This window comes from Devosia sp. YR412, from assembly GCF_900110945.1.
In the GTDB taxonomy this organism is placed as follows: Bacteria; Pseudomonadota; Alphaproteobacteria; order Rhizobiales; family Devosiaceae; genus Devosia.
Genome location: NZ_FOFL01000001.1, coordinates 1137773 through 1161959, shown reverse-complemented (window position 1 = coordinate 1161959; position 24187 = coordinate 1137773). Strand labels below are relative to the sequence as shown.

The window sequence follows — 24187 nt, the reverse complement described above, 5'->3', positions numbered from 1 at the left end:
AGACATCCAGCCCTGCCCAAGCTAAGCAAAACCGCGCTTTCTAACCCTTGGTACCGCTATGCCCGAACTGCTGCTCGAACTCTTTTCCGAGGAAATCCCGGCCCGCTTCCAGCGTCGCGCCGCCGATGACCTGAAAAAGGCCGTGACCAATGCGCTGGTCGATGCAGGTCTGGTCTATGAGGGCGCCAAGGCCTTCGTGACGCCGCGCCGCCTGGCGCTGACCGTCACGGGCCTGCCGGCCCGCTCGCCCGATACGCGCGAAGAAAAAAAGGGCCCCAAGGTCGGCGCACCGCAGCCCGCCATTGACGGCTTCCTGCGCTCCGCCGGGCTGAGCTCGCTCGACGAGGCCAAGGTCGAAAGCGATCCGAAGAAGGGCGACTTCTATGTTGCCCATATCAACAAGCCGGGTGCCGAAGCGGTGACGCTGCTCTCGGCCATCCTGCCAAAAATCCTGACCGATTTCCCCTGGGCCAAGTCGATGCGCTGGGGCTCGGGGAGCTTTAGCTGGGTGCGGCCGCTGCGTGCCATTACCGCGACCTTCGGTTCGGAAAACGAAGACCCGGTGGTGATCCCGTTTGCTTCGGGCGTGGTGGAATCCGGCCAGACCACCTTCGGCCATCGCTTCCTCGCCCCCGCCGCCATCAAGGTGCGCCGCTTCGATGACTATGTCGAAGCGCTGGAGCGCGCCAAGGTGGTGCTCGATATCGACCGCCGCAAGGACATCATCCGCACCGATGCCGAACAGCTGGCCTTTGCGCAGGGGCTGACCGTCATCGCCGACGAAGGCCTGCTCGAAGAGGTCGCCGGTCTCGTCGAATGGCCGGTGGTGATGATGGGGTCGTTCGACCCGGCCTTTCTGGAAGTCCCCGAAGAAGCCATTATCGCCACCATCCGCGCCAACCAGAAATGCTTCTGCCTGCGCGATGCGTCGGGCAAGCTGGCGCCCAATTTCATCATCACCTCCAATACCGTGGCCAGCGATGGCGGCGCGACAATCATCGCCGGCAATGAGCGCGTCATCCGCGCGCGGCTGAGCGATGCGATGTTCTTCTACAATGGCGACTTGTCGCTGCCGCTCGAACATGGCCTGCCCAAGCTGGAAGAAACCGTGTTCCACGCCAAGCTGGGCACCCAGTTTGCCCGGATCGAGCGGCTGGTGAAGCTGGCCGGCGAGATTGCGCCGCAGGTTGGTGCCGATCCCGAACGCGCCAAGCGCGCTGCCATGCTGGCCAAGGCCGACCTGACCACCCAGATGGTTGGCGAATTCCCCGAGCTGCAGGGCCTGATGGGCCGCTATTATGCTTTGGCGCAGGGCGAGCCGGCCGATATCGCGACGGCGGTGGAAATGCATTACAAGCCGCTCGGCCCGACCGACAAGGTGCCCACCGAACCGGTATCGATCGCTGTTGCGCTGGCTGACAAGCTCGACCTGCTGACCGGCTTCTGGGCCATCGACGAAAAGCCTACGGGCTCGCGCGATCCCTTTGCCCTGCGCCGCGCGGCGCTGGGCGTGATCCGGATCATCTCGGAAAACAACCTGCGCTTCCCGCTCAAGGTCGATGCTGACCTCCTGGCCTTTTTCCATGATCGCCTGAAGGTTTCGCTGCGCGATGCCGGTGCCCGGCATGACCTGCTCGATGCGGTGATTTCCGCCGACAGCAATGACATCCTGCAGGTGACCCAGCGCGCCGAGGCGCTCTCGGCGCTGCTGTCTTCGGCTGACGGGCAGAACCTGCTCGCCGGCTACAAGCGTGCTGCCAATATTCTTGCGGCCGAGGAGAAAAAAGACGGCAAGGCTTATGCTGGCGCCGTCGAACAGGATGCGTTGAAGCTGTCGGAAGAGACGGCGCTGGCCTTTGCCGTGGATGCCGTGCATGCCGCCGTGTCCAACCATGTGGCCAAGGACGACTACAAGGGCGCCATGGGCGAGCTGGCGACGCTGCGCGCGCCGGTGGATGCCTTCTTTACAGCCGTGCTGGTCAATGATGCCGACCCGGCGGTGCGCGCCAATCGCCTCAACCTGCTCGCCCGCCTGCGCGACACCATGCATTTGGTGGCCGATTTCGGCAAAGTGGCCGGCTGACGATCAGCGCTGGGGCAGCGCGCAGAGCACGCTGCCCAGGCTTGTCGTGAACATGAAGGACGTCTTGCCCGCGGCATCGGTGGTGAAGCTGCCGCTGAGCCTGATATCGGCCAGCGGGCCGCTGACGGCGGTGACGCTGTCGCCGGACGAAGCGACCTGTCCGGTGCCGCCAATGCCGTCGGCTGCCGCGAATTCATAGTCGCCGGCGACCATGAGGTTGAGGACGCCGAAGGCGTTGCCGCTCATGTCGACGCATTGATAGACGCCGGGCGGCGGGAACTGTGCGAAAGCCGGCGCTGTTGTGAGCGCCAGGGCGGTGATGGTGATTGCAATTGGGCGGATCATCACCAGATGATGCGCCAGGCCGCGGCTTTAGCCAATTCAAACTGGCGCTACTGAAGGAATTTTCGATGAGTGTTGGTTTGTTGGCGCTGCTCGACGATGTCGCCGGGCTGGTCAAGGTCGCTGCGGCCTCGCTGGACGACGTGGCGGGGCAGGCGGCCAAGGCGGGCGTCAAGGCCGCCGGTGCGGTGATCGACGATGCGGCAGTGACGCCAAACTATGTCACCGGCTTTACCGCCGACCGCGAATTGCCCATCGTCGGCAAGATCGCCTGGGGCTCGATCAAGAACAAGCTGCTGTTCCTGCTACCGGCGGCGCTGCTGCTGAGCCTCTTCGCCTCTTGGCTCATCACGCCGCTGCTGATGCTGGGCGGCGCCTATCTCTGCTACGAGGGCGCCGAGAAGATCTTCCACGCGCTGCGCCCACATGATGCCGAGGCGCATGAGGCGAGCCTCGAGCCGACAGCGATCGAGCCGCAGAGCATGGAAGACCGCCAGGTGGCGGGTGCCATCAAGACCGATTTCATCCTCTCGGCCGAGATCATGACGATCATCCTGGCCGCCATCGATGTCGAGAATTTCTGGACCCGCGCGGTGATCCTGGCGATTGCCGGCGTCGGCATTACCGTGGCCGTCTATGGCGCCGTGGCGCTAATCGTCAAAGGCGACGACTTCGGCCTGTTCATGGCCCGCAACGGCCGCACCGGCGCCGGCAGGGCCTTCGGGCGCGGCGTGGTGAGTTTCATGCCGGTCTTCATGCAGGCGCTCAGCGTCATCGGCACGGCCGCCATGACCTGGGTCGGCGGCAGCATCATCGTGCATGGGCTATATGAGTTCGGCTTTGCCGGCCCCGAGCACATTGTCGAGGCGGCGGCCCATTGGGCCGAGCATCTGGTGCCGGCGATTGCCGGGGTGGCTGGGTGGTTTGCAACGGCTGTGGTGGATTTCGGCTTTGGCATCGCCATCGGCGCGGTGATGATCCCGGTAGCGGGCTATGTGATTGCGCCGGCGTGGAAAGCGATCAAGGGCCTGCTGCCGAAGCGGGCCTAGCCGCCTACTTCTTGCCCTTGAACGGCGCCATGCCTTCGTTGGCGAGCTGATCGGCGCGTTCGTTCAGCTCGTGGCCGGCGTGGCCCTTGACCCATTTCCACTCGATAGTGTGGCGCTTCTGGGCTTCGTCCAGCGCTTGCCAGAGTTCGAGATTCTTCACCGGCTTCTTGTCGGCGGTCTTCCAGCCATTGCGCTTCCAGCCATGCATCCAGCTCTGCACGCCGTTTTTGACATATTGGCTGTCGGTATGCAGTTCCACGGTGCAGGGGCGCTTGAGGGCGTTGAGCGCCTCGATGGCGGCTGTGAGCTCCATCTTGTTATTGGTGGTCAAGGCTTCGCCGCCCTTGAGTTCCTTGACGTGGCCGCCGAACTCGAGAATGGCGCCCCAGCCGCCGGGGCCCGGATTGCCCGAGCAGGCGCCGTCGGTGTGGATCGTGACGATGTCGGTCAACGCGCCACAGCCGCTTCGATGGTGCGCAGCTCGCGCGGGATGTTGAAGGCGATATTTTCCTTGGCGGTGACGCGCGCTTCGACCTTGATGTCATAGCGCTGGGCAAAGGCTTCGATCACTTCATCGACCAGCTTTTCTGGCGCCGAGGCACCGGCCGAAACGCCGAGCGACTTGATGCCTTCAAGGCGCGACCAGTCGATTTCCGAGGCGCGGTCGACCAGCATGGAGACCTTGCAGCCCGAGCGTTCGGCCACTTCCACCAGACGCAGCGAATTGGAGGAATTGGGGGAACCGACGACGATCATCGCATCCACTTCCGGCGCCACGGCCTTGATGGCCTCCTGCCGATTGGTGGTGGCGTAGCAGATATCTTCCTTGTGCGGCCCGTTGATCGCCGGGAATCGGGACTTGAGCGCCGCGACGATTTCGCGGGTGTCATCGACCGAGAGGGTGGTCTGGGTGACGAAGGCCAGTGTGTTGGGATCTTTCGGCTCGAACACCATGGCATCGGCCACGGTCTCGATCAGCGAAATCGAGCCGGGCGGCAGCTGGCCCATGGTGCCGACCACTTCGGGATGGCCCTTGTGGCCAATGAGAACAATTTCGTGGCCTTCGGCATGGTGGCGCTGCGCCTCGACATGCACCTTGCTGACGAGCGGGCAGGTGGCGTCGAGGAAGAACATGTTGCGGCTCTTGGCATCGGCCGGCACCGACTTGGGCACGCCATGCGCCGAGAAGACGACGGGAGCGCCGGTATCGGGGATTTCGCTCAGCTCTTCGACAAAGATCGCGCCCTTGTCGCGCAAGCCATCAACCACATATTTGTTGTGCACGATGGCGTGGCGCACATAGACCGGCGCGCCATATTTTTCGAGCGCAAGCTCGACGATCTGGATGGCGCGATCGACGCCGGCGCAAAAACCGCGTGGGGCGCAGAGCAGAATGTCTAGTTGTGGCCGCTTTTCCATAACAGTGAGATGCTTTCGAGCGTCGCTCAAGTCAAGTCTTGTTGCGGTCGCATGGGTGCACAGGCATTATGCACTCTCAAAGAATGTAAGGACTTAGCCGTGAGTTTGGCGCAGGAAATGTTCGCGATTGCCCCGGCCATGGGGAAGGCGAACCTGTCTGCCAGCCAGCTCAAGCTGCTGAGCGGCAAGGCGCGCTGGATTTTCCGCGTGGGCGAAGCCGGTTTTCCGACGGTCCCGACCATTGCCCTGACCCGCGCTGCCTGGGAGGCTTTGCAGGCCGAACGCGCTCACAAGGATGTGCGGCTGCGCACCCATTGGATCGCCTGCCTGTTCAAGCTGGTCGACAAGGAAGGCAAGCCGCCAGTGCTGGTGGTCCGCACCTCGGCGGCGACGCATAATGCGGGATTGGCCCCCGCCAAGCTGGGCATCGCGGCGCCGACCAGTCCCGAGGATTCGGTCGATCCGACGCGGCCGCTGGCCCGGGCGATCAAGAATGCCTTCGAGAGCTATGGCTTTGGCCAGGGCTGGACCGCGCGACCCGACGAGGATCGCGGCAAGCAGATCGTCTTGGTGCAGGCCGTGGCCGATGGCGAGGTGGAACAATTCCTCACCCGCAATGCCACGACCGGCGTGCTGGGTCCGGCGCCGGTGGATGGCTCCATGCTGCCGCACCTGCCGGAATCGGTCGATGCGTTGGTGGCTTTGGTCGATGCCAAGTCGGGCCGACATATGTGCGTGACGGTGGCGATCAAGCGCGGGCAGGTGGTGTTCCTGTCGGCGCGGCCATCGCAGGTTTCGGCGGCGGCCGATCTGGAAGCGGCGGTGGATCGGGTCAATCGCAAGGTCTGGTCGGCCCATAATGCGGTGACCCGCGTCGACCCCAACCGCATGGCGCAATTGCTGCATCCGCGGCTCAAATCCACCGAGGGCGCCCAGCCGGTAGCCGTGGGCCTGGGCGTATCGCCCGGCGCGGCCAGCGGCATGATCGTTTTCAATCCCGACGATGCAGCGCGGCTGCGAGCGCGCGGCAAGCATTGCATCCTCGTGGTCAACGAGACCGGCCCCGCCGATATTGAGGGTATGAAGGCGGCGACCGGCATCCTGACGGCACGCGGCGGCATGTCGAGCCATGCCGGGGTGATCGCCCGTATTACCGGCAAGCCCTGCGTAGCCGGGGTGCGGACGCTGTCGGTCGATACCAATGAAATGGTCTGCCGCATCGGCGACCGCGAATTCCGTCCCGGCGACCGGCTGACCATCGATGGCAGCGACGGCTCGGTCTATGCTGGCACGCTGCCGCTGGCCCAGCCGCATATCGGCGGCGCCATCGGCAAGCTGCTCGGCTGGTCCGACGCCAGCCGGACCATTGCCGTGCGCACCAATGTGGAAACCGTCGAATCGGCCCGCACGGCGCTGAGCTTTGGCGCCGAAGGCATTGGCCTTGCCCGGAGCGAGCACATGTTCTTTTCGCCTGAGCGCATGGTGGCGTTGCGTCGCGTAATCCTTTCCGAGGACGAGGAAGACCGCAGCCGGGCCATCAATGGGCTGGTGGATTTCCAGACTGGGGACTATTCGGCGCTGTTTTCCACCATGCAGGGCCTGCCGGTGACGGTGCGGCTATTCGATCCGCCCTTGCACGAGTTTCTGCCGCGCAGCGACGAGGAAATCGAGGAAACAGCGGCCTCGCTGGGGCTGGCCGTTCGCGCGCTGCGGCAGCATCTGGAGCGCATTGCCGAGGTCAACCCGATGCTGGGCCATCGTGGCGTGCGGCTGGCCATCACCAATCCCGAAATGCTGCAGATGCAGATGCAGGCCGTGATGGCCGGCGTGCGCGCGGCCAGCGAGACGCAGAACGAGCCGGTCGTGGTGGAGGTCATGGTGCCCTTCGTGTCGACGGCCAGCGAAGTTGCCTGGGTGCGCGAGCGGGTGCATGCCATTGCCAATAATTCCGGCTTGTTGCGCGGCGACCGGGTAAAGTTCTCCTTCGGCACCATGATCGAACTGCCGCGCGCGTGTCTAAGGGCCGGCGACATTGCGCATATGGTCGACTTCTTCTCCTTCGGCACCAATGACCTGACGCAGACCACCTTCGGCATTTCGCGCGACGATGCGCCGACCTTCCTTGCCACCTATCAGCGCAAGGGCGTCTATGAGCGCGACCCCTTTGTCACCATCGACGAAAAGGGCGTTGGCGAGATGATCCAGATTGCCATCCAGCGCGGCAGGGCTGCCAATCCCAAGCTCAAGATCGGCATTTGCGGCGAACATGCCGGCGATCCGGCATCGCTGAAGTTCTTCGCCGGGCTGGGCGTCGACTATGTCTCCTGCTCACCCTATCGTGTGCCGGTTGCCCGGCTGACGCTGGCGCAGGCTTCTGCTTAAATAGCGGCGACACGATCCCTATATGAAGGGGACGGCCGGCGCATTGCCGGCGAGGGAAGGACAAGACCGAGGTGAGATTTTTGCCGGTTCTGGCGCTGCTGCCGATTTTCGCCCTATCGACACCTGCCGTCATGGCCCAGCAAGCGGGGGCGCAATGCACCGCTATCTCCGGTGACGCCGAACGGCTGGCCTGTTTTGATGACGCTTTTGTCGGAGCCGCCGCACCAGCGGGCAATGCCCAGGTTGTGATCGAGTCCGAACAGCTTATTCCCGCCCGTCCAAATGGCCGCGCTCCGGCGACGATCACCGTGGCCTGCGAGGCCAATGTGCTGAGCGTGGCTTTTGGCTTTGCCGGCAATACCATCTCTGCCCTGGGTCGCGATGCCGGGATTACCTGGCAGCTCGACCTCGGCGCCCGCAGCAGCCGGACCCTGCCGGTCGATGCCAGCAACACGGCCGTGCTGCTCGATAATACGCGGGATTCGCTGGCGTTTCTGCAAAGCCTCGAGGGTGCCAATAACCTCACCGTGCGGGTCACGCCGGCCAGCGCGCGGACCTTTTCGGTGCGCTATCAGCTGAGCGATTTCGCGGCGCAAGTGGCGCCAGTGCGCGCGGCCTGCGGCGGTTAAAGCCCACACATTTGCGTCATTCATAGTTCTGCCAAAGGCCTGCCATGGTTAACCCATTGCTGCGCCTCAAAGCCTGTTTACCGGCTGCTAACCCTAATCAGACATCATGATGATTGTCGGCATTTTAGCGTCACTTTCGCCGATCAGTTGTTGTGTTGCGTAGTGTTGAGTAGCGTTTATGGCTTCATCCCACCGGCCGGTGGCGCTTTCGCGCCCCGCCAGAGCGGTTCGCCGTCATCCCTTCACCAGGTTACTGGTCGTCGGGATTTTCTGTTCTCTCAGCTATGCCGCCTTGACCAATGGCGCCTTCGGGCCGACCGGCGATCTGGCTGACACGCTGCCGGCCGACGTCGATCTGGTGACGGCAAGCCTCTCCTATTACGGCGTTGATCCGGTGATTACCGGCTCGGTCGATCATCTGTTCGATAGCGCCAGCTTTACCGGCCCCAATCGGGCCGAAAAGACCGATCGTGTGCGGCCGGCTGTCGATCTGGCGTCCTTCACGCAGAGCTTCGAAGAAACCCGCACGCGCATTGCCTCGCTGCGCAATGCGGATGCCATCGCTTTGGGCCAATCGCTCTATGCGGCCGTCGAGCTGCCGGCCAGCGGCGATGTCGAAATTGGGCCCCGCATGTCGGTCGCGTCGCTTGATCCGTCGACGGCTGCGGCGCTGGAGGCCATTGCCGGCATCGCACCGAGCGTTGCTACGCCGCTCCCCGCCATGGCGTCCCAACAGCTTGCCTATGCCCGTGAAACTGCCCCGGTAACCGGGGCTTTTTCCTCCGGTGTGCCGGTGGCAGCCAATGAGAAAGAACTCTGGTGCCTGGCGACGGCGGTGTATTTCGAGGCGCGCGGCGAAAGCTATCGTGGCCAGGTCGCCGTGGCGCAGGTCGTGCTCAACCGCGTCAAGGATCACCGCTATCCCGATACGATCTGCGGCGTGGTGTTCCAGAACCAGAGCCGGCGCAACTCCTGCCAGTTCTCGTTTGCCTGCGACGGCATTCCCGAAGTCATCAATGACAGCAAGTCATGGGCGCAGGCCCAGGACATCGCCCAGCGCTTCACTGCCGGCGAGCTCTACCTGACCGAAGTGGCTGATGCGACGCATTATCACGCCACCTATGTCAGCCCCGCCTGGGCCCCCCGCATGACCAAGGTCACGCAGATCGGCCTGCATGTCTTCTACAAATTCAAGCGCGGCTGGCTCTTCGGCTAGCCGTCAGCCTGAGCTGACGGATCAGTTCCGCCAGGAGCGCATGATGAAGGAATTGGCGCTGCGGGTGATCACCGTGGTCCAGTGGCCGTGGCTCCAGTAGGAAAACTCGTTGGCCGGCTGCGGATAGATGCCGGTGACGTCGACGCCGGGATACTGCACGTGGTTGGAAAACAGCGCGTCGCTGGAATAGGTGCCGCTGGCCGTATTGGTGATGGTGACATAGCTTACCCGGCCGGCTTCGACCTTCTTGACCCGCGTGGTCAAGATCGGGTCGGTCGAGATGCTATCGTCGTGTGAGACCTCATAGAATTTGTTCTCGTAGCGCACGAGCTTGGAGGCATCAATGCCGGTGGGCGTCTCGTCGCCAAAGGCTTCCACAACCATGCCCGGTCCAATGGCGGCCAGTGCCGTGGCGCAGGCGGCGCCCAGCGCCATTCCCATGAGTAGATGGCGATCCGGCAGGTTCATGGCATGCGTCCCAAAATGAAGCGACTGGTGCAATCCTATTAACGGATTAATAACCATGATCGCGCGAGGGACGCAAAGTTCAACTTTGGCTAGGGTTAATCTCCACAGGCCAAGTGACTGTCGTCAAAGTGTAATTTCCTCGAAAGCCGCGACGAAGCGGTCATGCGCTTCGCGCGTCGGCCAGGGGCGGATCAGCCGGTCGAAGGCATCGACGTCAAAGGCCGGCAGGCTGGGTTCGCCGAAGAATTTGCGGGCTTCGCTATCCTCGAAGCCGGCGAGGTGCACGGCCTCGAAATAGGCCGACTCGCGGTCGGCTTTCTTGACCAGTTTGGTCAGGGCCGAGGACATGGTGGCGGGGAGGGAGAAGCGCAGGAAAATCGCTGACAGCAAACGATTTTCGACGTCCTTGTAGTTTCCCCCCATGGCTGCCTTGAAAGGGGAAATGATGTCGCCCATGACATATTCGGGCGCGTCATGCAAAAGGGCCTGGGCCTGCGAGACGGGGTCGCAGTCGGGATTGTGAGCGCGGAACAATTCGAGCACCAGCACCGAATGCTGGGCGACAGAAAACGGATAGTCGCCAGCGGTTTGGCCGTTCCAGCGGGCGACGCGGGCGAGGCCATGGGCGATGTCTGAGAGTTCGACATCCATCGGCGAAGGATCGAGAATATCGAGCCGGCGCCCCGACAACATGCGTTGCCAGGCGCGTGCACTTGCGCGTGCCATAATGTCCCCAAATGCTAACAGACTGTTAGCATCGAGCGTAACCAATCGCGGCTCGATTCGACAGGCAGCGCGCTAGTCTTCGGGCGTGGTCTCGCCGAATTGGTAAGTGGCCCAGACGGGCAGGGCGACGCGGACCGGCTTGCCATCCACGGTGACGGCGGAGGGGTCGGTGATGCGGTCGAGGCGAAGGATAGCGACGGCCCTGCCATCGAGGACCTGACCGATTGTGCCGGCATCGCGCCCGCCGGCGACGACGGACGAACCGGCAGGTGCGTCCACGCCGAAGACTAGCACCGGGCGGCGGCGGGCGGTGCCGCGGTGCTTCATGCGGGACACAACCTCCTGACCGACATAGCAGCCCTTGGCAAAGTCGATGCCGTCAATGATGTCGAAGCCGATATCATGGGCGAAAGTGTCATTGGCGGGGAAGTCATTGCCTTGGTGGGCGATACCCGCATCAATGCGCTCGGCCTGATAGAAGTCGTCATTCTGCACCCAAGCACTGGTGGCCTCGACCGGCGCGATGGTCTGCCAGCCCATGTCGATCGGGCCCATGCGATCGGAGAAGCGGATGCCATCTGGCTCTTCATCCTGGGCAAAACCGACGCGATGGGTCTCGCGCAGGTCATCGATCACCACCTGCGAGCGCAGCCGATACATCTTCATGCGTTTGAGGAAATCATCGGCCACCGACTGGTGCACGTCGAGGTAGAGGCCGTCCTGCGCATGGCCGGCCAGCCCTTCGGCCAGGATCTTGCCCTGGGGCGACAGCAGCGCCCAGGCAGCGGCAACCTCGCCTTCACCCATACCGGTCGCGGGGATTTCGCCCGTCACCACGTCATTGAGCAGTTTATGCGCATCAACGCCGGAAAAGCGGAACACGGCACGGTCGGCGCGCAGATGGATGGTCATGGTCTCTTGCTTCCCGGACAAGGGGTCCGCTAAACCGGCCCAAGGCATTGGCAGGCAGGACCCAAGACATGGCGCAGTACGACACCATTTTCAAGAACGCCACCGTGGTGAACCAGGATGGCGAGGCGCTGGCCGATATTGCGGTGCGCAATGGCCGGGTGGTCGCACTGGGCGATGTGGGCAGCAATGCGGGTGAAGTGGTAGACTGCAAGGGCCTGCATATCCTGCCCGGCGTCATCGACACCCAGGTGCATTTCCGCGAGCCGGGTCTGACGCATAAGGAAGACCTCGAAACCGGCTCGCTCGGCGCGGTGATGGGCGGCGTGACAGGCGTGTTCGAAATGCCCAATACCAATCCGCTGACCACCACGCGCGAAACCTTCGAGGCCAAGATCGCGGCGGGCACCAACCGCATGCATTGCGACTTCGCCTTCTATATCGGCGGCACGCATGAAAATGTAGGCGAACTGGCCATGCTGGAAAAGCTGCCGGGCTGTGCCGGCGTGAAAGTGTTCATGGGCTCGTCCACCGGCTCACTGCTGGTGCAGGACGATGCCGGTGTCGAAGCCATTTTGCGCGCCATTTCGCGCCGCGCCGCCTTCCACTCGGAAGACGAATATATGCTGGAAGAGCGCAAGCACCTGCGCGTGCCGGGTGATCCCAGCAGCCACCCGGTGTGGCGCTCGCCGGAAGTGGCGATGAGCTGCACGACGCGGCTGGTCAATATCGCCCGCAAGACCGGCAAGCGCATCCATGTGCTGCATATTTCGACCAAGGAAGAGATCGTCTACCTGGCCGACCACAAGGACGTGGCTTCGGTTGAGGTCACGCCGCATCACCTGACGCTGGACGAGACGGCCTACACCAAGCTCGGCACCTATGCCCAGATGAACCCGCCGGTGCGCGACAAGGACCATCGCGCAGGCATCTGGAAGGGCGTGGAGAATGGCGTGGCCGATATCCTGGGCTCGGACCATGCGCCGCATACGCGGGCGGAGAAGGACCATCCTTATCCCGAAAGCCATTCGGGCATGACCGGTGTGCAGACGCTGGTGCCGACCATGTTGGACCATGTGAATAATGGAAAGCTGAGCCTGCAGCGGTTTGTCGACATGACCAGTGCGGGGCCGAACAGGCTGTTCGGCATTGCCAACAAGGGCCGGATTGCGGTGGGCTATGATGCCGATTTCACCGTGGTGGATCTGAAGCGCCGCGAGACGATCAGCAATGACTGGATCAAGTCGCGGGCGGGTTGGACGCCGTACGACGGGGTGACTGTGATGGGCTGGCCGGTGGGGACCGTGGTGCGCGGTAAGACGGTGATGTGGCAGGGGGAATTGGTGACGCCATCTATTGGCCAGCCGATGCGGTTTTTGGAGGCGCTGTAGGGGACGCGGCGCTGCGCGAAGAGTCTTCTTTTGGATACCCCCACCTAGCCTCCCCCTGATAGGGGGAGGAACAGATCGAGTTTGAAGCGCGCCATTGTGCCCAATACACCGGGCCGATTCCTCCCCCTATCAGGAGGAGGCTAGGTCGGGGTACTCTTCCCACCCACGGTGTCATCCCGGCCTTGAGCCGGGATCCATCTCGAGATCGCGCCACGGCCGCAAGGTGGTTCGATCTGGCGGCGTGAGGCAAAATCTCAGGATGGGCCCCGGCTCAAGGCCAGGGTGACACCGAGATTGGGGAGGCATCATGCCGACTGGTACTCTTCCCCCACGCTCAATCCGGCTGGCTGACTGGACCTCGACCGACGCCTCAATCCAGCCTGCCGAGCACCCCCTCCAGCGCCGTGATATACTGTGGCCACGAGGCGCCAGCGCCCTGATATGCCTGTTCCTGATCGGGGCGGAAGCCGGACTGTTCCATGCGCAGATGGGTGCCGGTGCTGGTGGGCGTCAGGGTCCAGGTGACCAGGCTTTCGAGACCGAAGGCGGCCCATTTGTAGGTCAGTACCTTGTTGGGCTCGACTTCCACCACTTCGCAATCCACCCCGCCCCAATCGGCGCTAAAGCGGAAGCTGTGGCCGACTTCGGGCTTGAGGTCGCTCTTCATGCCGATCCATTCCTCGACCAGATGCGGCTGGGTCAGCGCGCGCCAGAGCTTTTCGGGCGGATAGCCGATGTCGCGGGTGACGATGACGGAGCGGGTTTCGGTCATGGCTTTGGTCCTTGCTGGAGGCGTTGAAAATCGGGTTCGCTCATTGGTCCATCCTTTTGAGCAGGTCTTCCAACCGGTCGATGCGGCTTTCCCAGAACCCCGTCATCTGCTGGGTCCAATCGGTCAGCGGCGCAAGGGCATCGAGCTGGGCGCTGTAATGGGTGTTGCGGCCCTCGTGTCGGTCGCGCACGAGACCAGCCAGCTTGAGCACGCCGAGATGTTTGGAGACCACGGGCTGGGACACGCCGGCGCCCTGGGTGAGGGCGCCCACGGTGGTTTCGCCCTCGCGGCACAGGCGCTCGAACAGGGCGCGCCGGGTCGGGTCGGCGAGAGTCTTGAAGATGACGTCCGGCGCGGCTGACATAAACCATACCTCGGTGGCTATGGATTTTATATAGCTGGGTGGCTATGGGTTGTCAAATCGGACCGGAAACGCAAAAGGGCAGCGGATGCAGCCGCTGCCCTTTGGGGACCCGATGGAGGCCGGGGATTATTGCAGCACGCGCTCGAGATTGTATTCGCCGGAGCGAATGCGGTCGGGCAGCAGGGTCATGAGATCGGCGGTGGCTTCGTCGCCATGCATCTTGACGAAGGTGGCCAGCGCCGCAAACAGCGAGGCATGGGCCAGCGCGGCGCTTTGCACGCCATCTTCCTCGGCGACGTTCCAGGCCTCGGCCAGATATTCCAGCGCAAGCTGGCGCTCACCCTGGTCGCGGTCAAAAACAGTATGGCCCGAGGCGGGCGTGAACATGGTTTTGGTCGTTGTCATGGGTTTGGGCGTAGCATGGGGACATGCGGCAGGCGCGGGAGAAGTAACTCGAAGGTTAACGGGGTATGCGCATCTGCGTGGGGCGCTTTAACGCCTGTTAACCTATTCGGCGAAGCGGGTATGGATGTCGCGCGCATTGCGCTCGGCCTCCACCAGCAGCCGCGTCAAAGCCTCGCGCGCCCCGGGCGTGCAGCTGTGATGAAAGCGCGAATAGGCGGTATAGCCCTGGTTGAAGGCGCCGGCGAGACGCTGGCGGCGATCTTCGTCGGGCTCGTCCAACGCGATGAGATCCGCCATCTGGGCGCGCCAGTCTTCAGAACCCGAGGCGCACAGCGGCTGCAGGAAATAAAGGCTCCCCATGATCTCGGCCAGCCGCTCCATCTGCCGCTGATAGGGCGGGTCGATGGCAAGGGCCGGCGCGGTGCCGAGGGCCAGAAGCAGAGCGATGGTGGAAAGGCGGAAGCGCATGGCGAGGTCTTATCAGCTTTGCGCAAGGACGGCGAAGGCTCTCGCCAAGACGTCATCGAGCCGGCTGGTGGTGCGCAGGGCGATCAGGGCGGATGGGTCCATCCACTGGTGGTCGGCCACCTCGTCCGAGGCGCGTAATTGCCCGGAGAAATCGCGGGTGGCAAACACAGCCAGCCGGAAGGCGCCATCCTGACCAAGGCTTTGCACCATGACGGGTTTCGGGTTGCGGATGGTCAGGCCAACCTCTTCACTGATCTCGCGAATGGCGCATTGCTCGATGGTCTCGCCCGGTTCGAGCCGACCGCCGGGTAGGGTCCAGAGGTGCTGATAGGGCGCATAGGCGCGCTTGATCAGCAGGACTTTGCCCTCGCGGACCACGGCGACGCTGGCGGCATTGGGCGGGGTTTCGGTCACGTTGTCGGTCACTTGTGGCTCATTTGCGATTCGCTGACCCACAGACTACCTGTAACTTGCTGATTCAGGAGTTACCGAGATGTGCGGTCGTTACGCATCCACCCTGCCGCCCGAGCTGATGGTGGAGCTCTTCAAGCTGCTCAAAAGCATCGACATGGTGCCACGCTACAATATTGCGCCGACGCAGCCGATTGCCGCCATCTGGGAAGCGCATGGTCGGCGCGAGGCGCATTTTGCCCGCTGGGGCTTGGTACCCGGCTGGGTCAAGGACCCGCGCGATTTTCCGCTGCTGGTCAATGCGCGGGTGGAAACCATGGCGGAAAAGCCGGCGTTTCGCGACGGGCTGAAGCATGGCCGCTGCATTGTCCCGGCCAGCGGCTATTACGAGTGGCACACCAATCCGGATAAGTCGAAACAGCCGTATTACATCACGATGCAGGACGGTGCGCCGATGGCGCTGGCCGGGGTCTATGCCAGCTGGATGGGTCCCAATGGCGAGGAGATCGACAGCGTCGCCACGATCACCGTGCCGGCTAATGAGCAGTTGTCGGCCATCCACCACCGCATGCCGGCGATCCTGCGCGGCGATGAGATTGATGCCTGGCTGAATGTGCGCGAGGTGCGGGCAGCCGAGGCGGCGCAGCTCGCCATACCGCTGGAGAATGGGGCGGTGAAATTTCACCCGGTCTCGACGCGGGTCAATTCGGCGCGCGATGATGATGCGGGGCTGATCGAGCCGGCGGAACTGGTGAAGCCGGAGCCGAAGCTGAAGAAGGCGGCGGGCGGGCAGATGAGCCTGTTCTAGTCAGAAAATTCCGAAATAGCCCAGAGCATCGCCCATGGCGTCTTCTTCCCAGCCGAGATGGGAGAGCAGCACGCGCTCTAGGGCGTGATAGACTTGCTTGGTGTCGTCGAAGCGGCTGGGCGACGGTTCGGCGGCCAGCGCGTTCAGCGCTTCGACCAGCCGGACCAGCAGTTCATGCACCACGACATGTTCGGCCGTCAGCCGGTCGGCAATGGCCTTGAAGCCAGGGCTCTGCAGGGCAAGCACCGGGAACAGGTGGGCATCCTCGATGGAATGATGCGTGTTCACGACATCACAATGCTGGCCGCAGAGATTGCCGAAGCGGCGATAGTTGGCAACCATGGCGAGATCGTCGGTCTCGCTGGCGATTTCAGCTGAGGTCACCGTGCCGGCATTGGCGCGGTCGATCAGCTTGCCGAGCGTCGTCATGTTGTCGCGCAGGTGATCATGGATCATGCGCAGATGTTCGCCCGAAGCGCGCTGGGCCTGGGTCAGGCCCTCGAGCTTGGGGATGGGCGGACGGGTGGCGTCGTCGAGAAAGGCGATGTTGAGCAGCATGGCGCATAGATGGCGCCTGCCAGTGACGGGCGCAAGACGGCACAAATTGGTGACCCACTTACGCCGATGTGCGCTGTGTTATGCGTCGGCTCGAAGCATCTTCCCAGGATTGAGAATGCCCTTGGGATCGAGCGCTGTCTTGATGGCGCGCATCATGTCGAGCGCCACCGGGTCCTTCACCTGCACCAGCAGCTCGCGCTTGAGCTGGCCGATGCCGTGTTCGGCCGAGACCGAGCCGCCGAGACGGAGGACGATTTCGTAGATCGCCTCGTGCATGGCTTCGTCGGCCTGGGCCATGAATGCTTTCGGGTCAGCGCCCACGGGCTGGCTGAAATTGAAGTGGATATTGCCGTCGCCCATATGGCCGAAGGGCACAGGGCGAATGCCGGGGAACAGGCGTTCGGCGGCGGAAATGCCCTCGGCGATCAGCTGCGGCACGGCGGCGATCGGTACGGACACGTCGTGCTTGATGGAGGCGCCTTCCTTGGATTGCACTTCGCTCATCTGCTCGCGGAAAGCCCACATGCGGGTGCGGTCGGACAGCGATTCGGCGAGCACGGCATTGTCGATCAGGTTTTCCGAAAACGCCGCCTCAATGGCAGCCTGCAATGTGCCGGCTGGGCCGCCCTTCATGCGCGAGACTTCGATCAGCGCATACCAGGGGGAGGGGCCGGCGGTCGGGTCGCGGTCGAGGAAGCCGTGGCGGAGTTGCATTTCGAGGCCGGTTGCGGGGATGATCTCGAAGGCATTGAGCCGGCTGCCGATGCGCTCGCGCACCATCTGGAACAGCGTCAGTGCGGCTTCGGGGCCGGTGATATTGACCAGCGCGGTCTCATAATCCTCCGGCTTGGGGAATATCTTGAGCGTCGCCGCGGTGATGATGCCCAGCGTGCCTTCGGCGCCGACCAGCAGATCCTTGAGGTCGTAGCCGGTATTGTCTTTCTTCAGCGAATTGAGACCCTGATACAGCCGCCCATCGGCCAGCACCGCCTCGACACCCATGGTGAGTTCGCGGGCATTACCATATGCGAGCACATTGACACCGCCGGCGTTGGACGACAGCAGGCCACCGATACGGGCCGACCCCTGCGAAGCGAGCCAGAGCGGGAAGATGGTGTTTTCTGCCTCGGCAGCCTTGTGGGCGTTTTCGAGGATGACACCGGCTTCGGCCGTCATGGTGCCGGCGGCGACGTCGACGGAACGGATGCGATCGAGCCTGCTCAGGCTGACGATGACCTCGTCATCACGCATCGGCACCTGCGCACCGACCAGGCCGGTATTGCCGCCTTGCGGAATCAGGCCGATGCTGTGTTCGGCTGCCCAGCGCACGATTGCCTGCACCTGCTCGACCGAGCTCGGCAGGACGACGGCCACCGCCGACTGGCGGAAGCGCTTGCGCGGTTCATTGAGGTAATTGCCCATCCGGTCACTGTCGCCGATGACGGCATGGCCACCGAGCAGGGCGGTGAGCTGGGTGACGGCATCGGTGGCGGAGAGGGGCATGGAAAAACCGGAGCTGGGCGACGGATCGACGGGGCGGTGAACTTGCCCCCGAATGACGCCCTATGCAACAAGCGCCGCAACCTGAAGGGAACGCGATCTCGACATGGCAGCTTGCCGATCTGGCAGGTGTCACGACAGGCAGAATCCACTAGGGTGTTTGCAGTTTCATAGAAGTAGGACGTGCCGGGTCAGCGGCGCGGGAATAGACATGACAGCTCTGGTTTGGCCGGAAATCTACTTTGTCCGGCATGGTGAAACGCCCTGGAATGCCGAACGCCGCTATCAGGGGCGCAAGGACATTCCGCTCAATGACAAGGGGCGCGGCCAGGCCAACCAGAATGGCAAGACGCTGGCAGCGCTGTTTGCGGCGCGCGGTCTCGATCCGATGGCCTTCGAGTGGCATGCTTCGCCCTTGGGCCGGACGCGGGAAACCATGGAGCGCGTGCGCGCCGGTTTCGATCAGCACCTGCCGGAAACAAAGTTCGACGTACGGCTGATGGAAATTTCCTTCGGCGTGCTGGAGGGCGAACTGTTCGAAGAATTGCCAGCCAATATGGCGATCGCGCCCGGTCACCGCACCGAGGATTACTGGGACTTCAGGCCCGACAAGGGCGAGAATTATCGCGACGTCGAGGCGCGGCTAGCCGAATTTTCCAGCGTGCTGACCGGTCCCTCGGTGGTGGTGGCGCATGGCGGCATCGCCCGCACGCTGCGGGTGCTGATCGAGCGGGCCCCGATCGTCGAGGTGATCAACTGGGCGCCACCCCAGGACGCCATCATGCACTTCACGCCCGGCAAGATGGAACTGCTGCGGGCGTAAAGCCCGCGCAGTTGTTGTAGGCGCCGTTCGGGCTTATGTTGGGGAAACATGAGCCGATGGAGGCGCCTGTGAACGAGATCAAGAGTCCTCGCCTTATCCACACTCAAGCCGGCCGGGCAATCGAACTGCCGAGTGATTTTGAATTGCCGGCTCAGTTCGATCAGCCGGAGGCAGAAATTTCTGTTGTGAGAGCCGGCGATCAACTGATTATCCGGGCGCGGCCGAAGGATGCCGCCGCTGCACCGAAGACCTTTCGTGAGGTGCTGGACCGCATGGAGTCGATTGATGTCGAGTGGCCCGACGTTGACGAGGGCCTTTTGCCACTTGATGACATCAAGCTATGAGCCAGTGGCGTGTGATGCTGGATACGGACATCGTATGCAGCATCATGCGCTTCCCCGCTTCTACACCGGGCGATCGCCTGGCTGAATATGCACCGGACCAGTTGGCAATATCGGCTGTCGTGCTGGCCGAGTTGCGGTTTGGCGCCGTGCGGGTTTCATCCACCAGGCTGCATAACCAAATTGCCTTTATCTTACAGACAGTCGCCGTATTAGAGTTCAGCGCGTCTGCTGCGTCTGATTATGCCCAAATCCGCACATATCTGGAACAGGCTGGCACGCCGATCAGCCCCAATGACCTTCCTCATTGCCGCCCATGCTCGATCGCTGGGCGCCACCCTCGCGACCGACAACATCCGCGAGTTCTCCCGCGTGCCAAATCTGCGGGTCGAGAACTGGCTTGATTGACCTTCGTCGCCTCGCTGCCTAGAAAGCCCTCAACCACGGGGCTGCGCCATGTCTTTCAATACTTTCGGTCATCTCTTCCGCTTCACCACCTGGGGTGAAAGCCATGGGCCGGCGCTGGGCGTGGTGGTGGATGGTTGCCCGCCGGGCCTGGTGCTGACGCCGGAAATCATCCAGCGCGATCTCGATCGCCGCAAGCCGGGGCAGAGCAAATACACGACGCAGCGTCGCGAGGCCGATGAGGTCAAGATCCTCTCGGGCGTTTTCGAGGATGAGCGCACCGACGGACCGCGCACCACGGGCACGCCGATTTCGCTGCTGATCGAAAATACCGACCAGCGCTCCAAGGATTATGCCGAAATCCGCGACAAATACCGGCCCGGCCATGCCGACTATACCTACGACCAGAAATACGGCGTGCGCGACTATCGCGGTGGTGGCCGCACCTCGGCGCGCGAGACGGCGGCCCGCGTGGCGGCCGGCGCGGTGGCGCGGCAGGTGCTGGGCGGCATCACCATTCGCGCCAGCCTGGTGCAGGTTGGACCGCACAAGATCGACTACAATAATTTCGACTGGGAGCAGGTCGGGGAAAATCCCTTCTTCTGCGCCGATGCCAAGGCGGCGGAACTCTGGGCCGACTATCTCGATGGCATCCGCAAGGATGGGAATTCCGTTGGCGCGGTGATCGAAGTGGTGGCCGAGGGCGTGCCGGCGGGCTGGGGCGCGCCGATCTATGGCAAGCTGAGCGCGGACCTCGCTTCGGCGATGATGAGCATCAATGCGGTCAAGGGCGTCGAAATCGGTGCCGGCTTTGAATCCGCGAGCCTGACAGGCGTTGAAAATGCCGATCAGATGCGGGCAGGGCCGGAGAAGCCCTACTTCCTCGACAACCATGCCGGCGGTATTCTCGGCGGGATTTCCAATGGTGATCCCATCGTCTGTCGCTTTGCCGTCAAGCCGACGTCTTCCATCATCACCCCACGCCAGACGGTGACGACGAGCAATGAGGATACCGACATCATCACCAAGGGCCGCCATGACCCCTGCGTCGGCATTCGTGCCGTGCCGGTGGGCGAGGCGATGATGGCGCTGGTGCTGGCCGATCATGCGTTAAGACATCGTGGTCAGACCGGACGTGAAGGGGCAGTCGGCTTCGAGCGGAACTAGGTCCGCCCGAACACCAGCACCGTCTCCACATTCCCATCGCCGCCGGCGATAGGGGAGACGGTTGACTTGCGATGCTGGAAGCCGTGTTCGGCCATGAAGGCGATGACCTCGTCGAGCGCGGTTGCGATGGCCGCTTCATCGGTGACGATACCGCCCTTGCCGACATTGCTGCGACCGACTTCGAACTGTGGCTTAAACAGGATCACTGCGTCGGCGGTGGGCGTGCAGAGCGCCAGCGGCGCAGCCAGCACTTTGGTCACCGAGACGAAGCTGACGTCTGAGACCAAAAGGTCGATCGGCTCGGGGATCATCTCTGCCGTCAGGTCGCGGGCATTGACGCCCTCCATGCTGACCACGCGGTCGCTGCCCTTGAGGCGGTCGTGGAACTGCTCGTGCCCCACGTCGACGGCATAGATGCGGCGGGCGCCGCGTTCCATCAGCACCTGGGTGAAGCCGCCGGTCGAGGCGCCGATATCGACGCAGATCTTGTCTTTGGCGTCGATCGGACCGGCATCGAGCCCCGCAACGAGCTTGAGCGCGGCGCGGGAGACATAATTGGCGGCCGGATCGCTCAGCGCCAGCTTGTCGTCCTTGCCGACCATCTGGTTCTGCTTGTGCGCGGTGACGCCATTGATGGTCACCGTGGCACGGAGGATAGCGTCACGCGCCCGGGCGCGGCTGGGAACGAGGCCACGCTGTTCCAGCGCCAGGTCGAGGCGGATACGCTCGCTCATCCTTCCACCAGGCGCTTGACCTTGGCGACAGCGGTAGCGTGATCTTCCTCATAGGCTATGGTGCCGTCGAAGCTGCCCTGGGCATCGACGAGGAAGGTCAGGGCGGTGTGGTTGACCAGATAGTAGGGATCGCCAGGTTCGCTCTCGACCTTTTCGGAAAAGACGCCAAAGGCCTTCTTGGCATTTTCGGTCTGCTCAAGGCTGCTGCCGACAAGGCCGATGATGGAGGGATCAAAGCCCTCGACATAGTTTTTGACCATGTCCAACGTATCGCGTTCCGGGTCGACCGAGACGAAGATGATGCGCAATTGCTCATCGGTGAGGCCCAGTTCGGCACGGATGGCGGTGGTTTCCGCCAGGGTGGTCGGGCAGACGTCGGGGCAGAAGGTGAAGCCGAAAAAGATCAGGCTGGGAGTGCCGCGCAGCTCATCCTGCGTGAAGGCGCCGCCCTTGGTGGAATTGAGCGCAAATTCCTGGCCGGTGACGCCGAGCGGGCGCGCCGGTGGGCGGAAGATGACGAGAGCCGTCGCGCCAATGGCCACGACGGCCACTAGCGCCCACAAAACGATGCGGAAGTTGCGGAGCGATTTTGCGGTAGCCATCAGGCGTCCAGCGGCTCGGTGCCGGTCGGCCTGCCGTCGCGGGAGAGGGTGATCTTTTCGATGCGGGCTTCTGCGGTGCGCAGCAGCGTCTCGCAATGCGCCTTGAGGGCCTCGCCGCGCTCATAGATGGCGATGGATTCGGCCAGCGGCGCGCGGCCGGATTCCAGCTTGCCGACGATTTCTTCGAGCTGAGCCAAAGCGGCTTCAAAGCTGAGGGTCTTCACATCGTCATTATCGGCCATGTCGCTTATCCTAGTCCTCGAGACGCCCGACGGCGCCGTCCATCAGCATGGCGACATGATGGCTTGCACCACCCGCCAGGCCCTTGAGGTCATAGCCACCTTCCAGCAGCGACACAATGCGGTTGCCACAGCAACGATCGGCCACATCCATCAACTTTCCTGTGAGCCAGGAGAAGTCGGAACTCTGCCAGTTGAGCTGGGCCAGCGGATCGCGCTCATGCGCATCAAACCCCGCCGAGATCAGCAGCAGGTCAGGCGAAAAATCGTGGAGCGCCGGGATGATGCGAGTGAGATAGGCGTCGCGCATCGCCGCGCCGTCCGTATTGGCATCGAGCGGCACGTTGAGGATATTGCCGACGCCCTTTTCCCTGGGGTTTCCGGTGCCGGGATAGAGCGGCATCTGATGCGTGGACGCGTAGAAAACGCTCGGGTCCGCCTTGAAAATATCCTGCGTGCCATTGCCGTGATGCACGTCGAAATCGACGATGGCGACGCGCTCGGCGCCATACTTGCGCTGCGCCTCGCGGGCGATGATGGCCACGGTATTGATCAAGCAAAAGCCCATCGGCGTGGCGATTTCGGCATGATGGCCGGGTGGGCGGATGGCGCAGAAGGCATTGTCCACTTCGCCCAGCAGCACCGCATCGAGCGCATTGAGCGCGCCGCCGAGCCCGGTCGTCACCGCAGACAGCGAATTGGCGGAAATGAAGGTGTCGCCGTCGATCTGGCCAATGCCTTCGGCGGGGCGGGCGTCGCGCAGGCGGGCGAGGTAGCGGCTGTCATGCACCAGCTCGGCCAGCATCAGGTCGCCGGAAATGGCATCGCGGCGCAGCAACTTGTCGAAACGGGATTTGCTCAGCGCGTCTTCGACCGCACGAATGCGGTCGGCGCGCTCGGGGTGACCCTGCGGCGTGACGTGATCGGCAAAATTCGGCTGGCTGACGAGCAGCGTGGTCACTGGGATCGAGTCTCCTGATTCGTCACCTCGTCTTGACGCGCGGGACCGTCATTGTCAAACAACGCCCATGAACCAGCCCAGCATCGATCCGAAATCGCTCGAAGACGCCGCGGCCCTGCTGCGCGCCGGCAAGCTCTGCGCCTTTCCCACCGAGACCGTTTACGGCCTGGGCGCCGATGCCATGGATGCCGATGCGGTGCTGTCCATCTATGAGACCAAGGGGCGGCCAAGGTTCAATCCACTGATCATTCACTGCGCCGATCTCGCCATGGCCGAGACGATTGCCGAATTTTCGCCCTTTGCGCGCCGGGTGGCGGCGCTGTGGCCGGGCAGCCTGACGCTGGTGCTGCCGGCCAAGCCGGGCAATGGACTGGCCGATGTGGCGACGGCCGGGCTCGATACGGTGGCGATCCGCATTCCCGATCACCCGGTGGCGCTGGCGCTGATTGCGGCCGTGGGCCGGCCACTGGCGGCGCCGTCGGCCAATCCGTCGGGGCGGCTGTCGCCGACTACGGCCTATCAGGTGCGGCTGGGTTTCAAGGGTAAGGTGCCGGTGCTGGATGGTGGGCCGTGCCGGGCGGGCGTGGAATCCACCATCATTCGCATCGAGGGCGAACGATTGGTGCAATTGCGCGCCGGGGCGGTGGCACGCGAGGAGATCGAGCGGCTGCTGGGTGTGGTGGTAGAGGTGGCGGAGAAAGATGCTGCCATTGTGGCGCCGGGCATGCTGGCCAGCCATTATGCCCCCAATGCGCTGATGCGGCTCGATGCCGAACCCCAGCCGGGCGAGGCCTATCTGGCCTTCGGGCGCGGTGTGGAGTTTGCCGGCGTGACGCGGAATCTGTCGCCGGACGGCGACCTGCACGAGGCGGCGCGGAATTTGTTTTCGATGCTACATGAATTGGATGCGGCGGGCGTTGGCACGATCGCCGTGGCGCCGATCCCGGAGTGGGGGCTGGGCGAGGCGATCAATGACCGGTTGCAAAGGGCGGCGGCGCCACGGGATTTGTAGCTA

General features: G+C 63.3%; 28 protein-coding genes. 11 read left to right on the top strand and 17 right to left on the bottom strand.

Annotated elements, in window-relative coordinates:
• Positions 1-58: 58 nt before the first annotated feature.
• On the top strand, positions 59-2083 hold the full coding sequence (gene glyS / locus BM045_RS05560) for a glycine--tRNA ligase subunit beta (RefSeq protein WP_092180388.1): 2025 nt from the start codon (positions 59-61) through the stop codon (positions 2081-2083).
• 3 nt (positions 2084-2086) lie between these two features.
• Here glyS and BM045_RS05555 read toward each other — a convergent pair whose 3' ends face one another.
• Entirely contained in the window at positions 2087-2428 is a 342-nt protein-coding gene (locus BM045_RS05555) for a hypothetical protein (protein WP_092180386.1), read from the bottom strand.
• 65 nt (positions 2429-2493) lie between these two features.
• On the opposite strand from BM045_RS05555, the gene BM045_RS05550 reads away from it, so the two are divergent.
• Positions 2494-3474 carry a DUF808 domain-containing protein gene (locus tag BM045_RS05550; RefSeq protein ID WP_092180384.1) on the top strand — a complete coding sequence of 327 codons (981 nt, stop codon included), beginning with the start codon at positions 2494-2496 and terminating at the stop codon, positions 3472-3474.
• 4 nt (positions 3475-3478) lie between these two features.
• Here the strand turns inward: BM045_RS05550 and rnhA are convergent, their stop codons facing one another.
• Both rnhA and ispH read right to left on the bottom strand, forming a co-directional pair.
• Positions 3479-3925, bottom strand: a complete 447-nt coding sequence (rnhA, locus tag BM045_RS05545; protein WP_092180382.1) for a ribonuclease HI — start codon at positions 3923-3925, stop codon at positions 3479-3481.
• On the bottom strand, positions 3922-4893 hold the full coding sequence (gene ispH, locus BM045_RS05540; protein ID WP_092180380.1) for a 4-hydroxy-3-methylbut-2-enyl diphosphate reductase: 972 nt from the start codon (positions 4891-4893) through the stop codon (positions 3922-3924). Before ispH ends, rnhA begins: the two co-directional genes overlap by 4 nt.
• Positions 4894-4992: 99 nt before the next feature.
• Here ispH and BM045_RS05535 point away from each other — a divergent pair, with 99 nt between their 5' ends.
• From BM045_RS05535 to BM045_RS05525, 3 genes are all read left to right on the top strand, one after another.
• On the top strand, positions 4993-7275 hold the full coding sequence (locus tag BM045_RS05535) for a putative PEP-binding protein (protein WP_170848387.1): 2283 nt from the start codon (positions 4993-4995) through the stop codon (positions 7273-7275).
• 71 nt (positions 7276-7346) lie between these two features.
• Complete coding sequence (locus BM045_RS05530) at positions 7347-7904, top strand: hypothetical protein (protein WP_139198716.1); 558 nt, start codon at positions 7347-7349, stop codon at positions 7902-7904.
• Positions 7905-8082: 178 nt separating this feature from the next.
• Complete coding sequence (locus BM045_RS05525; RefSeq protein ID WP_092180374.1) at positions 8083-9120, top strand: cell wall hydrolase; 1038 nt, start codon at positions 8083-8085, stop codon at positions 9118-9120.
• Between the two features lie 21 nt (positions 9121-9141).
• On the opposite strand, the gene BM045_RS05520 is transcribed toward BM045_RS05525, so the two are convergent.
• From BM045_RS05520 to BM045_RS05510, 3 genes are all read right to left on the bottom strand, one after another.
• Positions 9142-9588: a hypothetical protein gene (locus tag BM045_RS05520; protein ID WP_092180372.1), complete on the bottom strand. Its 447-nt coding sequence runs from the start codon at positions 9586-9588 to the stop codon at positions 9142-9144.
• A gap of 123 nt (positions 9589-9711) precedes the next feature.
• A complete protein-coding gene (locus tag BM045_RS05515; protein ID WP_092180370.1) occupies positions 9712-10314 on the bottom strand; it encodes a YfbR-like 5'-deoxynucleotidase in 603 nt (200 codons plus the stop codon).
• Between the two features lie 72 nt (positions 10315-10386).
• Complete coding sequence (locus tag BM045_RS05510; RefSeq protein WP_170848386.1) at positions 10387-11226, bottom strand: CAF17-like 4Fe-4S cluster assembly/insertion protein YgfZ; 840 nt, start codon at positions 11224-11226, stop codon at positions 10387-10389.
• Between the two features lie 68 nt (positions 11227-11294).
• Here BM045_RS05510 and BM045_RS05505 point away from each other — a divergent pair, with 68 nt between their 5' ends.
• Positions 11295-12614 carry a dihydroorotase gene (locus BM045_RS05505; protein ID WP_092180366.1) on the top strand — a complete coding sequence of 440 codons (1320 nt, stop codon included), beginning with the start codon at positions 11295-11297 and terminating at the stop codon, positions 12612-12614.
• A 370-nt stretch (positions 12615-12984) separates the two neighbouring features.
• Here the strand turns inward: BM045_RS05505 and BM045_RS05500 are convergent, their stop codons facing one another.
• The 5 genes from BM045_RS05500 to BM045_RS05480 form a co-directional block, all read right to left on the bottom strand.
• A complete protein-coding gene (locus tag BM045_RS05500; protein ID WP_092180364.1) occupies positions 12985-13386 on the bottom strand; it encodes an SRPBCC family protein in 402 nt (133 codons plus the stop codon).
• 40 nt (positions 13387-13426) lie between these two features.
• Complete coding sequence (locus tag BM045_RS05495) at positions 13427-13750, bottom strand: ArsR/SmtB family transcription factor (RefSeq protein WP_092180362.1); 324 nt, start codon at positions 13748-13750, stop codon at positions 13427-13429.
• Positions 13751-13876: 126 nt separating this feature from the next.
• Complete coding sequence (locus tag BM045_RS05490; RefSeq protein ID WP_244522879.1) at positions 13877-14155, bottom strand: hypothetical protein; 279 nt, start codon at positions 14153-14155, stop codon at positions 13877-13879.
• Between the two features lie 102 nt (positions 14156-14257).
• Positions 14258-14623 (bottom strand): TIGR02301 family protein, encoded by a 366-nt coding sequence (locus BM045_RS05485; protein WP_092180360.1) that lies wholly within the window; start codon positions 14621-14623, stop codon positions 14258-14260.
• A 12-nt stretch (positions 14624-14635) separates the two neighbouring features.
• Complete coding sequence (locus BM045_RS05480; RefSeq protein WP_170848385.1) at positions 14636-15049, bottom strand: NUDIX hydrolase; 414 nt, start codon at positions 15047-15049, stop codon at positions 14636-14638.
• 67 nt (positions 15050-15116) lie between these two features.
• On the opposite strand from BM045_RS05480, the gene BM045_RS05475 reads away from it, so the two are divergent.
• Entirely contained in the window at positions 15117-15842 is a 726-nt protein-coding gene (locus BM045_RS05475; RefSeq protein WP_092180356.1) for an SOS response-associated peptidase, read from the top strand.
• Here the strand turns inward: BM045_RS05475 and BM045_RS05470 are convergent, their stop codons facing one another.
• Both BM045_RS05470 and BM045_RS05465 read right to left on the bottom strand, forming a co-directional pair.
• The gene (locus BM045_RS05470; protein ID WP_092180354.1) at positions 15843-16400 is read right to left on the bottom strand and encodes a hemerythrin domain-containing protein; all 558 of its coding nucleotides are present in this window, start codon (positions 16398-16400) and stop codon (positions 15843-15845) included.
• A gap of 78 nt (positions 16401-16478) precedes the next feature.
• Positions 16479-17903: an FAD-binding oxidoreductase gene (locus BM045_RS05465; protein WP_092180353.1), complete on the bottom strand. Its 1425-nt coding sequence runs from the start codon at positions 17901-17903 to the stop codon at positions 16479-16481.
• A gap of 208 nt (positions 17904-18111) precedes the next feature.
• Between BM045_RS05465 and BM045_RS05460 the strand changes: the two genes are divergently transcribed.
• The 3 genes from BM045_RS05460 to aroC all read left to right on the top strand — a co-directional run bounded on the left by BM045_RS05460 (position 18112) and on the right by aroC (position 20636).
• Positions 18112-18723, top strand: coding sequence for a histidine phosphatase family protein (locus BM045_RS05460; RefSeq protein ID WP_170848384.1), 612 nt, complete (start codon positions 18112-18114; stop codon positions 18721-18723).
• Between the two features lie 68 nt (positions 18724-18791).
• Entirely contained in the window at positions 18792-19067 is a 276-nt protein-coding gene (locus BM045_RS05455) for a virulence-associated protein VapB (RefSeq protein ID WP_139198715.1), read from the top strand.
• Positions 19068-19520: 453 nt separating this feature from the next.
• The gene (gene aroC, locus BM045_RS05445; protein ID WP_092180348.1) at positions 19521-20636 is read left to right on the top strand and encodes a chorismate synthase; all 1116 of its coding nucleotides are present in this window, start codon (positions 19521-19523) and stop codon (positions 20634-20636) included.
• Here the strand turns inward: aroC and BM045_RS05440 are convergent.
• Genes BM045_RS05440 through BM045_RS05425 form a run of 4 tightly spaced genes read right to left on the bottom strand, consistent with a single transcriptional unit; the run spans position 20633 to position 23172 of the window.
• Positions 20633-21370 (bottom strand): TlyA family RNA methyltransferase, encoded by a 738-nt coding sequence (locus BM045_RS05440; RefSeq protein ID WP_092180346.1) that lies wholly within the window; start codon positions 21368-21370, stop codon positions 20633-20635. The two genes, aroC and BM045_RS05440, sit on opposite strands and share 4 nt — an antisense overlap.
• On the bottom strand, positions 21367-21972 hold the full coding sequence (locus BM045_RS05435) for an SCO family protein (RefSeq protein WP_092180344.1): 606 nt from the start codon (positions 21970-21972) through the stop codon (positions 21367-21369). The genes BM045_RS05440 and BM045_RS05435 overlap by 4 nt, the downstream gene beginning before the upstream one ends.
• Positions 21972-22214: an exodeoxyribonuclease VII small subunit gene (locus tag BM045_RS05430; protein ID WP_092180342.1), complete on the bottom strand. Its 243-nt coding sequence runs from the start codon at positions 22212-22214 to the stop codon at positions 21972-21974. Before BM045_RS05430 ends, BM045_RS05435 begins: the two co-directional genes overlap by 1 nt.
• A gap of 10 nt (positions 22215-22224) precedes the next feature.
• Positions 22225-23172: a histone deacetylase family protein gene (locus BM045_RS05425; RefSeq protein WP_092180340.1), complete on the bottom strand. Its 948-nt coding sequence runs from the start codon at positions 23170-23172 to the stop codon at positions 22225-22227.
• A 67-nt stretch (positions 23173-23239) separates the two neighbouring features.
• On the opposite strand from BM045_RS05425, the gene BM045_RS05420 reads away from it, so the two are divergent.
• Positions 23240-24184 carry an L-threonylcarbamoyladenylate synthase gene (locus BM045_RS05420; RefSeq protein WP_092180338.1) on the top strand — a complete coding sequence of 315 codons (945 nt, stop codon included), beginning with the start codon at positions 23240-23242 and terminating at the stop codon, positions 24182-24184.
• The last annotated feature ends 3 nt before the right edge of the window (positions 24185-24187 follow it).

What these genes read in the sequence shown, in the direction of transcription:
- BM045_RS05520 (WP_092180372.1), bottom strand. Translation starts at nt 9,588, where the DNA reads ATGAACCTGCCGGATCGCCATCTACTCATGGGAATGGCGCTGGGCGCC.
- ispH (WP_092180380.1), bottom strand. Translation starts at nt 4,893, where the DNA reads ATGGAAAAGCGGCCACAACTAGACATTCTGCTCTGCGCCCCACGCGGT.
- BM045_RS05420 (WP_092180338.1), top strand. Translation starts at nt 23,240, where the DNA reads ATGAACCAGCCCAGCATCGATCCGAAATCGCTCGAAGACGCCGCGGCC.
- BM045_RS05435 (WP_092180344.1), bottom strand. Translation starts at nt 21,972, where the DNA reads ATGGCTACCGCAAAATCGCTCCGCAACTTCCGCATCGTTTTGTGGGCG.
- BM045_RS05495 (WP_092180362.1), bottom strand. Translation starts at nt 13,750, where the DNA reads ATGTCAGCCGCGCCGGACGTCATCTTCAAGACTCTCGCCGACCCGACC.
- BM045_RS05525 (WP_092180374.1), top strand. Translation starts at nt 8,083, where the DNA reads ATGGCTTCATCCCACCGGCCGGTGGCGCTTTCGCGCCCCGCCAGAGCG.
- BM045_RS05490 (WP_244522879.1), bottom strand. Translation starts at nt 14,155, where the DNA reads ATGACAACGACCAAAACCATGTTCACGCCCGCCTCGGGCCATACTGTT.
- BM045_RS05555 (WP_092180386.1), bottom strand. Translation starts at nt 2,428, where the DNA reads ATGATCCGCCCAATTGCAATCACCATCACCGCCCTGGCGCTCACAACA.
- BM045_RS05550 (WP_092180384.1), top strand. Translation starts at nt 2,494, where the DNA reads ATGAGTGTTGGTTTGTTGGCGCTGCTCGACGATGTCGCCGGGCTGGTC.
- BM045_RS05505 (WP_092180366.1), top strand. Translation starts at nt 11,295, where the DNA reads ATGGCGCAGTACGACACCATTTTCAAGAACGCCACCGTGGTGAACCAG.
- BM045_RS05515 (WP_092180370.1), bottom strand. Translation starts at nt 10,314, where the DNA reads ATGGCACGCGCAAGTGCACGCGCCTGGCAACGCATGTTGTCGGGGCGC.
- BM045_RS05485 (WP_092180360.1), bottom strand. Translation starts at nt 14,623, where the DNA reads ATGCGCTTCCGCCTTTCCACCATCGCTCTGCTTCTGGCCCTCGGCACC.
- BM045_RS05460 (WP_170848384.1), top strand. Translation starts at nt 18,112, where the DNA reads ATGACAGCTCTGGTTTGGCCGGAAATCTACTTTGTCCGGCATGGTGAA.
- BM045_RS05500 (WP_092180364.1), bottom strand. Translation starts at nt 13,386, where the DNA reads ATGACCGAAACCCGCTCCGTCATCGTCACCCGCGACATCGGCTATCCG.
- BM045_RS05510 (WP_170848386.1), bottom strand. Translation starts at nt 11,226, where the DNA reads ATGACCATCCATCTGCGCGCCGACCGTGCCGTGTTCCGCTTTTCCGGC.
- BM045_RS05465 (WP_092180353.1), bottom strand. Translation starts at nt 17,903, where the DNA reads ATGCCCCTCTCCGCCACCGATGCCGTCACCCAGCTCACCGCCCTGCTC.
- BM045_RS05475 (WP_092180356.1), top strand. Translation starts at nt 15,117, where the DNA reads ATGTGCGGTCGTTACGCATCCACCCTGCCGCCCGAGCTGATGGTGGAG.
- aroC (WP_092180348.1), top strand. Translation starts at nt 19,521, where the DNA reads ATGTCTTTCAATACTTTCGGTCATCTCTTCCGCTTCACCACCTGGGGT.
- glyS (WP_092180388.1), top strand. Translation starts at nt 59, where the DNA reads ATGCCCGAACTGCTGCTCGAACTCTTTTCCGAGGAAATCCCGGCCCGC.
- BM045_RS05440 (WP_092180346.1), bottom strand. Translation starts at nt 21,370, where the DNA reads ATGAGCGAGCGTATCCGCCTCGACCTGGCGCTGGAACAGCGTGGCCTC.
- BM045_RS05470 (WP_092180354.1), bottom strand. Translation starts at nt 16,400, where the DNA reads ATGCTGCTCAACATCGCCTTTCTCGACGACGCCACCCGTCCGCCCATC.
- BM045_RS05430 (WP_092180342.1), bottom strand. Translation starts at nt 22,214, where the DNA reads ATGGCCGATAATGACGATGTGAAGACCCTCAGCTTTGAAGCCGCTTTG.